Below are 9597 nucleotides of genomic sequence, written 5' to 3'. Positions count from 1 at the left end.
TCTGGTCAAGAATCCCGAGATCCTGGTCGAGATGTCCAATGCCCTGCGTGCCAAGCAGGAGAGCCAGCAGGCCGAGAGTGACAAGGCGCTGATCAAGGCTCACTCCAAGCAGCTTTATGCCAATCAGGATCCCGAGATGGGGAATCCGAAGGCGTCGCTGACCATTGTAGAGTTTTTCGATTACAACTGCGGTTACTGCAAGCGGGCCCATCCGCTGGTCAAGCAGCTGATGGCGGAAGACAAAGACATCCGGTACATCTACAAGCAGTTCCCCATTCTGAGCGAGTCCTCCTACTTCGCAGCCCGTGCTGCGTTGGCGGTCCAGCTGGGTCAGCCTGACAAATACCAGGCGTTCCACGAGAAGCTCTATAGCCATCAGGGCCCGCTCGCTGATGAAGCACAGGTCAAGCAGTTGGCAGTGGCGGCCGGTGTGGACTGGAGCAAGGTGGAAGCCAAGATCAAGGATGGCAGCATTGACCAGAACCTCGGTACCAACCGTGCGCTGGCGGAAGCGCTCGGTATCTCCGGTACCCCGGCCTTCATCATCGGTGATCAGATCCTGCGCGGTGCTCCCCGTGATCTGGCCAGCCTGAAGGGGTTTATCAAGGACGTGCGTGCCGGCAAGAGCATTCAATAAGCTGTTGTCCTGGTCGAGGCCCCTGCGCCCCGGCCAGATACAGAAAGAGGGTCGGTATCACTACCGGCCCTCTTTTTTATTATGTCCTTTGGCACAAGTGGTCGTCGCGAAAGGACCATAACAACGTGCTCAGGACCCGGCCTGTTGGCCTCAGTAACAAGTATTAGCAGAGTCGTTCGGAGTCTATTGATAAATATTTCGCCTCGCAGAGGTGTGTCGTGAGCATTGCTTAATTCCGGTCAAGATTTTTTCTGCTGCTTGCCTTAGAATCGCCGCCCGTTGCAGGAGAAACCCCTATGTTAGTTGATATTTTACGGCTGGTTTTTATAGCCGGAGGCCTCGTATTCATCTTTATGCTGGTGCAAGCCTGCTGGCGGAAGAAGCAGAGTGGATCCTTTGAGGCGACCCCCTTCTGGCCGGTGGCGTTGATCGGTGGGGTTGCCAACTTCCTCGATACCCTAGGGGTGGGCAGCTTTGCGGTAAAGACCGCCTGCTACAAGCAGTTCAAGCTGATCGATGACCGGGTGCTGCCGGGTACCCTCAATGGGCAGTGTGTGCTGCCGACCGTGACTCAGTCGCTGATCTTCGTCGGCGCAGTAGCAGTGGAACCGCTGACGCTGATCAGCATGATGATGGCCGCCGCCGCAGGCGCAGCTTGGGGGGCTCGCCATGTGGCCTCATTTGATCGGCAGACCATCCGGTTGGTGATGGCTATCTCCTTACTGATCGTCGCAGGGCTTATCTTTGCCGGTCTGCTGGGTCTTTTCCCCGTTGGTGGAGATGCGATGGGGCTCAGCGGCTACCAGTTGGCGATCGCCTTGCTCGGCAACTTCATCTTCGGAGTGTTGATGAATGTCGGTATCGGCCTGTTTGCCCCCTGCATGACACTGGTTTATCTGCTGGGGATGAATCCGCTGGCGGCGTTTCCCATCATGATGGGCTCCACCGCCGTGCTTAGCGTTTTCTCCGCAGGCACCTTTATCCGCAAAGGGGCGTTTGATGCCAAAGCCGTGCTGGCGGTGGCCATCTTCGGCCCCATCGGTGTGGTGCTGGCCGCCATGCTGGTCAAATCCATGGATATGGAGATGCTGAAGTGGCTGGTTGCCTTTATCGTCATTTATACCTCCTGGACCATGTACGCCTCCTGGCGGGCGGCGCGTCGCTCCCCTGTGCAACTGGCGGTGGAGAGCGTAGGCTAGCCTGTACCAGTGCCGCTTCGGCCTTGGCCCCCAGAAAAACATAGAGGCCAAGCGCCAGCAGCAAACCCACCGCACACCCCATCACTCCGACCGCTGGCCAGAGCAGCTCGCTCTGGCCGAGCGAGCCTTTGAACAGCAGCAATAGCCCCTCGATGGAGACCGCGATCAGAATGGCAGCGATAAAGCGGGTGATGGTGCGGCGAATGGCGCTGTGGCGGAAGATATCCTTATGCAGCAGTACCTCCTCTTCCAGAATGGTCTTGCCCAGATCGAACACCGCCAGTGCCAGCGTCAGGAAGATGATGGCGCTAAAGGCGCCGAGCTGGTTCTGCTGCTCGCCGCACAATAGCTGGTAGAGCTGCTCCAGCCCGTGCCAGATCAGGGTAGCGACGATGAGAAACAGCGCCATGCTGAGCACTACATAGACCGCCTTGAACCAGGGCATGGCGCGGCGGCGCTCCCTGTCCCCCATCAACCAGCCAATCAGCTGATTCAGACAGACGGTGATCTCCCGTCCTTGCCCCTGCACGATAAGGTGCAACCGGTTATGGGCGGCCGGTGCCGCAGGCTGGATGCACATCGGCCCCTGATAGTGGTCAATGCTGACGACAAAGGGATACCCCTTGAGCGAGACAAGGGGGGCGCTGAGCAGCCCCTGCAGTAGCGGGGTCAACTCCTCCTGATACTCCTGATAGCGCCGCAGCACATCGATGGGGCTCATCTCTGCCATATGGACCTCGGTGACGTGGGCTCTTGTGGTGAATGTGCAAATAGTGTGCCTGCTTTATGACAGGGATGGCAGGGCAAGTTGCACCAGAGGATGACAAATTGGTGAGTGACGAAGAGGGAATGCACCAGAAATGGGCGTATCGATGCCCTGTCTGGTGATGAAGGCACTGCAATAGAAAAGGGCCCATGACGGGCCCTTTGCGACAACCAGCGGCGATTTAGCCAGCCAGCTTGGCGAAGCTGCGCTCTGCGGCAGCCAGGGTATGTTCGATCTCCTTGTCGCCGTGAGCCAATGACAGGAAGCCCGCCTCGTAGGCGCTCGGCGCCAGATAGACGCCCTCTTCCAGCATGAGATGGTAGAAGCGCTTGAAGCGTTCCATATCGCAGCGAGTGACCTGCTCATAGCGGGTGATTTCGTTCTCTTCGGTGAAGAAGAAGCCGAACATGCCGCCCACATAGTTGATGGCGAGCGGGATACCGTGTTTGGCTGCGGCCGCTTTCAGCCCTTCTGCAACCCGCGCAGTCTTGGCGCTCAGCTGCTCATAGAGACCCGGCTCCAGCAGCAGATCCAGCATGGTCAGACCGGCAGCCATGGCTACCGGGTTACCGGAGAGAGTTCCCGCCTGATAGACAGGGCCGGTCGGGGCGATGTGCTGCATCACCTTCTTCTTGCCGCCGAAGGCGCCAACAGGCATGCCGGCACCGATGATCTTGCCAAGGGTGGTGAGATCCGGGTCGATGTTGTAGTGACCCTGAGCACCACGTAAGGAGACGCGGAAGCCAGTCATCACCTCGTCCAGGATCAGCAGGGCACCGAACTCGTCACAGATGGCGCGCAGCCCTTCCAGGAAGCCGGGGACCGGCGGGATGCAGTTCATGTTGCCTGCGACCGGCTCGACGATGATACAGGCGATCTCGCTGCCGTACTGAGTGAAGGCTTCACGCACCGAATCCAGATCGTTGAACACACAGGTCAGGGTGTGCTTGGCGAAATCAGCCGGTACGCCCGGGCTGTTGGGCTGACCCAGGGTCAGGGCGCCGGAACCGGCCTTGACCAGCAGGGAGTCGGCGTGGCCGTGGTAGCAGCCTTCGAATTTGACGATCTTGTCGCGGCCGGTGTAGCCACGGGCCAGCCGGATGGCGCTCATGGTCGCTTCGGTGCCGGAGTTGACCATCCGCACCTGCTCCATGGAGGGGACGATCTGACGTACTTTCTCGGCCATCAGCACTTCGATCTCGGTCGGCGCGCCGTAGCTCAGCCCTTTTTCCACCGCCTTGATGACGGCGGCCTTGATAGCCGGGTGGTTGTGGCCCAGCAGCATGGGGCCCCAGGAACCGATGTAATCCACATAGGCCTGGCCATCCACGTCATAGAGGTAGGCGCCATCGGCGTGATCGATGAAGCGGGGTGTACCGCCGACCCCATTGAAGGCGCGGACCGGTGAGTTGACGCCACCCGGAATGGTCTGGCGGGCCTGTTCAAACAGCTGATCTGATTTTGACATGGATCATCCTTAATGGGATTTTGGTCGTCACACAAGGGATTGCAGCCGATTGAGACTCGGCAGGCCGGAGCATCAGGAGTATGCTTTGCGCTCTCGCCACCCGGACTCTCGGTCTGCTCCCGTGACAAAAATTTAACGGGCCGACTATAGCAGAAAGCCCCAGCCCTGGGCAGCCGAGCAACGCGCCGGGTGATCCTGATCTCAGCTAGCTGACGATATGGTTTTTCCAAGTTGGTGTAACAAGATGGCGCAACAAGCTCTCTCCTCTGAAGCCGATACCTCTTCGCGGGGGCCGCTTTCCCGCATTATCCGGCAAGACAAGATGCCCTTGCTGGTTCTGCTGCTGGCGGCGCTGGTCGGCACCCTGGCCGGACTGGTGTGCGGCCTGTTCGAATCGGGAGTCCACTGGCTGGCAGAACAACGTATCGCCTTGCTGGCCGACCGTCCCTGGTGGCAGCTCGGTCTGCTTGGCTTTGGCTTCAGCGCCTTGCTGGGATTTGTCGGTTACTTCCTCACTCATACCTTTGCCCCGGAAGCGGGTGGTTCCGGCATTCCCGAGATCGAGGGGGCGATGGACGATCTGCGCCCGGTGCGGTGGTGGCGAGTGTTGCCGGTCAAGTTCTTCGGCGGCATCTGCACCCTGAGTTCCGGCATGGTGCTGGGGCGGGAGGGGCCTTCGGTACAGATCGGCGGCAACCTCGGCAAGATGGTGGCGGATATCTTCCGGTTGCCCAAGGAGCATGGCCACGCCCTGTTGGCAGCCGGTGCGGCGGGCGGTCTGGCGGCAGCCTTCAATGCGCCGCTGGCGGGCATCCTGTTCGTAATGGAGGAGATGCGGCCGCAGTTTCGCTACTCTTTTCTGGCCATCAAGGCGGTGGGGATCTCCGCCATCATGGCGACCCTGATGTTGCAGAACATGAAAGGCCAGGGGGCGGTGATCACTCTGCCCCACTACGATGCGCCCGCCCTCAAGGCACTCTGGCTGTTCCTCTTTATGGGGGCCACCTTCGGGGTGCTCGGTTTTGTCTTCAACAAGCTGGTGCTGGCCTGTCAGGATGGCTATCTGGCGTTGCATCAGAACAAGCGCCACCGTTTCGTGGCCATCGGGATGCTGGTCGCCGGAACGTTTGGTGTGCTGTCGTTGTTTGCCCCCTCGGTGACGGGCGGCGGCACCGAGCTTATTCCTCATCTGATGGGGGATGAGTATGCGATGGCGACCCTGTTCCTCATCTTCTCGGTGCGGCTGGTCGCGACCCTCATCTGCTTCTGCTCCGGTGCCCCGGGCGGGGTGTTTGCGCCAACCCTGGCATTGGGCACCCTGTTTGGTGTGGTGTTTGGCCATCTGTTTCATGCGGCGTTTCCGGAGCTTGGCATCGAGCCCGGCGCCTTTGCCATCGCCGGAATGGGGGCGCTGTTTGCTGCCACCGTGCGTGCCCCCATCACCGGTATCGTGTTGGTCACCGAGATGACCGACAACTATCAGCTGATCCTGCCGATGATGATTACCACGGTCGGGGCGACTCTGGTTGCCCAGTGGCTGGGTGGCCGACCCATCTATTCACAGATCCTGGAGCGAACTTTACGGCTCGCTGCGCGTCAAAAGCGGGGTGATGGCAGCGCCACGGCCAGTTAATTTTTCCCTTTATCGCCTTTGGCCCCAGTCAGGGCGGTATAGTTAAGGGAGAGGCGCTGCCGTAAATGGCGTGATAACGGGATGAGGGGCTATGTCCAATCTATTGAAGTTATTGGTCGTGTTAGCCGTTGGTGGGCTCATCGGTTACTTTGTCGGTAACCGCCAAGAGCTGGCCCAGAGCAGTCTGTTGGTGGTGCAGCAGGAGACGCTGGATCGTCAGGGCAAGGCCATCGGCCAGCTCAAGACAGAGCTGGGGGTGAAAGATACCCAGCTGGCGACCCAGAAAGCGGCCTTCGAGCAGTTGCAGACCACCCTGAAGAGTCAGGAGGCGCAGGTGCAGGAGCTCAAGCGCCAGCTGGCCTTTTTCGAGCGGATCATGCGCCCCACCGGCGAACAGGTGGGGGTGGTGATCGACAACCTGACCCTGCAGGAGACCAGCATTCCCGGTCGTTACCACTACCGTCTCGCCCTGACCCAGCCTGCCAAGAAGCGGGAGCTGTTCCGTGGTCAGGTGCAGATCCGGGTCGAGGGGAGCCTGGCTGACAAGCCGAAGACGCTAACCGGCCGCGATCTCGGGATGAAGGTGAGCGAGTGGCGTTATGCCCTGCGTTATTTCCAGCTGCTGGAAGGGAATTGGCAGTTGCCGGAAGGCTTTGTGCCGGATCGGATCCGTGTCACCATCAACAAGGATGGTAGGCAACCGGCGCAAGAGCTGCTGGTTGAGTGGGGCGAGGTGATCAAGCCGCTGGTCGCCGCACCGCCTGCTCCGGTGCCCGCTGCCGGTTAAACGTGGTGAATACTTGAACTGAATGGTCGGGTATTGGATAATTTCGCGGTTTCCATGTTTGTGGATCTAATGGTTGTGAGGTCAGTAATGAGTGCAGTAGCAGAAGCCCCGCTGCCCATCCAGATGACGGATGCGGCGGCCAACAAGGTGAAGAACCTGATCACCGAGGAAGAGAATCCCGAGCTGAAGCTGCGGGTATACATCACGGGTGGGGGCTGCTCCGGTTTCCAGTATGGCTTTACCTTTGATGAGAAGATCAACGACGGGGACACCGTAGTCGAGAAGAATGGCGTCACCATGGTGATCGATCCCATGAGCCTGCAATATCTGGTAGGCGGCAGTGTGGATTACACCGAGGGTCTGGAAGGTTCACGCTTCACCGTGACCAACCCCAATGCCACCACGACCTGTGGCTGTGGCTCCAGCTTCTCCATCTGATCGGCGTTATCGGTCTGATGAAACGGCTCTCGGCAACGAGGGCTGTTTTTGTTTGTGGTGATCAGTGAGCTCCATCAAACAGCATTTATCTCAAACAACAAAGGCGCCTCGATGGCGCCTTTGTTGTTTGCAGAATGGCTTAGCGGGAGCTTGCCGCCGCGACCAGCGGGATCCGGTTCACTGCCTTGCCCATGTAGGCGAGGATGATGGTCACAATGATGCAGGTGAAGCTCAGCCACATGTAGGGCAGGTAGTCGAGGGTTGCCACCCCCAGAACCCCGGCCATGAAGATGCCGTTGTCGCTCCAGGGCACCATGCCGCAGGTGAGGGTGCCGCCAAACTCGGCGTTGCGAGAGAGGTTCTTGCGCACCAGTCCCAGTCGGTCGTAGTTTTTGGCCATGATCTTGGGGGTCAGGATCAGCGACACATACATGGCTGAGCCAAACACGTTGGCCAGAAACGCGGTGCCGATGGTGTGGCTGGTCAGGCTGCCGACGCTATTGATGCGCTTCTCGAAGGCGCTGGCGATCACTTCCAGAATACCGACCTTCTCCAGCAGGCCGCCAAACCCGAGACCGAAGATGATGACCGCGACCGAGCCCAGCATGGACTCCATGCCGCCGCGCCCGAGAATGTTGTCGATAAAATCGATGCCGGAGGTGATGGCAAACGGACTATAAGCCGAGTGCATTGCCTTGACTGGATCCATGCTCTGGAAGGCGATGGCCCAGATCAGGCCAAGCAGGGCGCCGAAGCTGATCACCGGGAAGGCGGGCTTGCGGTTGGCCAGCAGACCCAGCACCAGCACCACGGGGACTATGGCCAGCGGGGTGATATTGAACTGGTTGTCGAGAGCCTCCATCACCAGATTGACCTGCTCCAGGCTGACATTACCCGAATACTGCATGCCCACCACGGTGAACAGCACGGCGGTGATGACATAGGAGAGCAGGCTGATAGGCAGCATCCCCTTGATATGTTCCACCACGTCGACGTTGGACATGGTCGAAGCCAGCACTACTGAGTCGGAGAGCGGAGAGAGCTTGTCACCGAAATAGACGCCGGAGAGCACGGCACCGGCTACCAGCGGCGCAGGCACGCCGAGACTGTGGCCGATCCCCATCATAGCGATACCGGCGGTGGCGGCAGAGCCCCAGGAGGTGCCGGTGGCCAGCGAGGTCAGGGAGCAGATGATCAGGGTTGCCAGCAGGAAGATGGACGGGTGGATCACCTTGAGGCCGAAGTAGATGATGCTGGGGACTATGCCACCAGCAATCCAGGTGCCGACCAGAGCACCGACGGAGACCAGGATCAGGATTGCCCCCATCCCCTTGGCAACGCCGTCAACGGCTGCCTGTTCCAGGGATTTGTAATCGTGGCCGAGTTTGATGCCAAGCCCCATGATGACGAACCAGGCGATGAACAACGCCAGCTGGATCGGCAGATCGAGCACGCTGGTGAACGAGAATGCCAGGGCCAGGAAAATGGCCAGACAGGCAAATACCTGTGCCATGCCCGGTAGTCGGATGTGGTTTTGTTGGTTTTGCATAGATACTTCCTAAACTCTTGCTCGCCAAGGTCACTCCCTCTCGTCCTGTGGATACATCGATCCCGAGGAGGCAACCCAAAAAGAGGCCGCAATCTACCACAAACCCGGCGGGTTAAAGCCCCATCAAATTGGCAAAAATGCACATTTGATTGAAAAAATCACAAATTAGTTGATCTCATAACCCTTTTTTGAGCGGCCTGTTGACACAAAGGGTCACATACGAAGCTTCCCTGTGACGCCACTTGCATCCCTAGTAGATGAATATGATAATTATTATCAATTGTTGGTTGGGGAGAAAACAATGCGCTGGATATTGCGGGGTATGATGTTGCTGGTGGCGGTGGCCGTACTCGCATGGGGTCAGGATAAAGAGTACGGCACCTGGAGTGCCGGTTTTCTGCTGGCTGCCTGGGTGATGCTGGAGCCCGGATTGCGCCCCGCCTTGATCTTGCTGCCAGTGGCCGGGTTGACCGGTATCGTTACCCTGCTCTGGCAGCAGCCCTGGTTATGAACTTTTGACGGGAGCCTGCTTGATCTTCTGCTGTGCCACCTTGAGCGATTCGACCACCAGCTTCTCCATTTCGGTACGCTTGGCGTCGGTCAGGAAGTAGATCATGTCGACATTGTGGCGAATATAGTGGGCCGGAAGCTGGTTGAGGGTAAGGCAGCAGAGGTCGGCCATCTGATCGCTGTTGAGCTTTTGCTGCAGCCCCTGTTTCTCAATCTCCTTGAGCACCAGATGTTCGTAAAAGTTGTGAATGTCGGTATCCAGTATCATATGGGTTCCTTGGCATGACGATGAGCGGGGAGTCGTCAAAAGCATAGCCATAACAAGGAGTAAAAACAAAAGGCCCATCACTTTCGTGATGGGCCTTTTGCGTAATGAATGGTGCGAAGAGAGGGACTCGAACCCTCACATCCGTGGGACACTAACACCTGAAGCTAGCGCGTCTACCAATTCCGCCACCTTCGCACACTGATTTTCTCCAGCTGGTTTTTAAATGCGGTTGGAGCGCATTGCTCTGTTTTTACATGTCAGAAGCATGGTGCGAAGAGAGGGACTCGAACCCTCACACCCGGGGGGCACTAACACCTGAAGCTAGCGCGTCTACCAATTCCG

General features: G+C 58.6%; 10 protein-coding genes and 1 tRNA gene. 6 read left to right on the top strand and 5 right to left on the bottom strand.

Features of this window, described 5'->3' with window-relative positions; all coding sequences use genetic code 11:
- Both G5358_RS18760 and G5358_RS18755 read left to right on the top strand, forming a co-directional pair.
- Positions 1 to 637: thioredoxin domain-containing protein (locus tag G5358_RS18760; protein WP_421324684.1), on the top strand; the 637-nt coding region annotated here is incomplete at its 5' end.
- A gap of 296 nt (positions 638 to 933) precedes the next feature.
- Positions 934 to 1836, top strand: a complete 903-nt coding sequence (locus G5358_RS18755; RefSeq protein ID WP_245099368.1) for a sulfite exporter TauE/SafE family protein — start codon at positions 934 to 936, stop codon at positions 1834 to 1836.
- On the opposite strand, the gene G5358_RS18750 is transcribed toward G5358_RS18755, so the two are convergent.
- Both G5358_RS18750 and hemL read right to left on the bottom strand, forming a co-directional pair.
- Positions 1751 to 2566: a hypothetical protein gene (locus G5358_RS18750; RefSeq protein ID WP_245099365.1), complete on the bottom strand. Its 816-nt coding sequence runs from the start codon at positions 2564 to 2566 to the stop codon at positions 1751 to 1753. The two genes, G5358_RS18755 and G5358_RS18750, sit on opposite strands and share 86 nt — an antisense overlap.
- A gap of 217 nt (positions 2567 to 2783) precedes the next feature.
- Positions 2784 to 4070 (bottom strand): glutamate-1-semialdehyde 2,1-aminomutase, encoded by a 1287-nt coding sequence (gene hemL / locus G5358_RS18745; protein WP_076495780.1) that lies wholly within the window; start codon positions 4068 to 4070, stop codon positions 2784 to 2786.
- Positions 4071 to 4314: 244 nt separating this feature from the next.
- On the opposite strand from hemL, the gene clcA reads away from it, so the two are divergent.
- The 3 genes from clcA (at position 4315) to erpA (ending at position 6928) form a co-directional block, all read left to right on the top strand.
- Positions 4315 to 5703 (top strand): H(+)/Cl(-) exchange transporter ClcA, encoded by a 1389-nt coding sequence (gene clcA / locus G5358_RS18740; protein WP_040067313.1) that lies wholly within the window; start codon positions 4315 to 4317, stop codon positions 5701 to 5703.
- Between the two features lie 91 nt (positions 5704 to 5794).
- Positions 5795 to 6490 carry a DUF6776 family protein gene (locus G5358_RS18735; protein ID WP_005343032.1) on the top strand — a complete coding sequence of 232 codons (696 nt, stop codon included), beginning with the start codon at positions 5795 to 5797 and terminating at the stop codon, positions 6488 to 6490.
- Positions 6491 to 6577: 87 nt separating this feature from the next.
- Positions 6578 to 6928 (top strand): iron-sulfur cluster insertion protein ErpA, encoded by a 351-nt coding sequence (erpA, locus tag G5358_RS18730; protein WP_005340225.1) that lies wholly within the window; start codon positions 6578 to 6580, stop codon positions 6926 to 6928.
- A 139-nt stretch (positions 6929 to 7067) separates the two neighbouring features.
- Here erpA and nhaC read toward each other — a convergent pair whose 3' ends face one another.
- Entirely contained in the window at positions 7068 to 8477 is a 1410-nt protein-coding gene (nhaC, locus tag G5358_RS18725) for a Na+/H+ antiporter NhaC (protein ID WP_421324683.1), read from the bottom strand.
- 301 nt (positions 8478 to 8778) lie between these two features.
- Between nhaC and G5358_RS18720 the strand changes: the two genes are divergently transcribed.
- The gene (locus G5358_RS18720) at positions 8779 to 8988 is read left to right on the top strand and encodes a hypothetical protein (RefSeq protein ID WP_005357820.1); all 210 of its coding nucleotides are present in this window, start codon (positions 8779 to 8781) and stop codon (positions 8986 to 8988) included.
- On the opposite strand, the gene G5358_RS18715 is transcribed toward G5358_RS18720, so the two are convergent.
- Both G5358_RS18715 and G5358_RS18710 read right to left on the bottom strand, forming a co-directional pair.
- On the bottom strand, positions 8983 to 9255 hold the full coding sequence (locus G5358_RS18715) for a late competence development ComFB family protein (protein WP_005343036.1): 273 nt from the start codon (positions 9253 to 9255) through the stop codon (positions 8983 to 8985). The genes G5358_RS18720 and G5358_RS18715 overlap by 6 nt on opposite strands.
- Before the next feature lie 109 nt (positions 9256 to 9364).
- Positions 9365 to 9450, bottom strand: a tRNA-Leu gene (locus G5358_RS18710).
- Positions 9451 to 9597 lie beyond the last annotated feature (147 nt).

Source organism: Aeromonas sp. 604176, assembly GCF_049170755.1.
GTDB lineage: Bacteria > Pseudomonadota > Gammaproteobacteria > Enterobacterales > Aeromonadaceae > Aeromonas > Aeromonas veronii_A.
Note: the sequence above shows the minus strand (reverse complement) of the source record. Positions and strands in the feature narration are given on the sequence as shown.

What these genes read in the sequence shown, in the direction of transcription:
- G5358_RS18720 (WP_005357820.1), top strand. Translation starts at nt 8,779, where the DNA reads ATGCGCTGGATATTGCGGGGTATGATGTTGCTGGTGGCGGTGGCCGTA.
- G5358_RS18735 (WP_005343032.1), top strand. Translation starts at nt 5,795, where the DNA reads ATGTCCAATCTATTGAAGTTATTGGTCGTGTTAGCCGTTGGTGGGCTC.
- G5358_RS18755 (WP_245099368.1), top strand. Translation starts at nt 934, where the DNA reads ATGTTAGTTGATATTTTACGGCTGGTTTTTATAGCCGGAGGCCTCGTA.
- erpA (WP_005340225.1), top strand. Translation starts at nt 6,578, where the DNA reads ATGAGTGCAGTAGCAGAAGCCCCGCTGCCCATCCAGATGACGGATGCG.
- nhaC (WP_421324683.1), bottom strand. Translation starts at nt 8,477, where the DNA reads ATGCAAAACCAACAAAACCACATCCGACTACCGGGCATGGCACAGGTA.
- clcA (WP_040067313.1), top strand. Translation starts at nt 4,315, where the DNA reads ATGGCGCAACAAGCTCTCTCCTCTGAAGCCGATACCTCTTCGCGGGGG.
- hemL (WP_076495780.1), bottom strand. Translation starts at nt 4,070, where the DNA reads ATGTCAAAATCAGATCAGCTGTTTGAACAGGCCCGCCAGACCATTCCG.
- G5358_RS18715 (WP_005343036.1), bottom strand. Translation starts at nt 9,255, where the DNA reads ATGATACTGGATACCGACATTCACAACTTTTACGAACATCTGGTGCTC.
- G5358_RS18750 (WP_245099365.1), bottom strand. Translation starts at nt 2,566, where the DNA reads ATGGCAGAGATGAGCCCCATCGATGTGCTGCGGCGCTATCAGGAGTAT.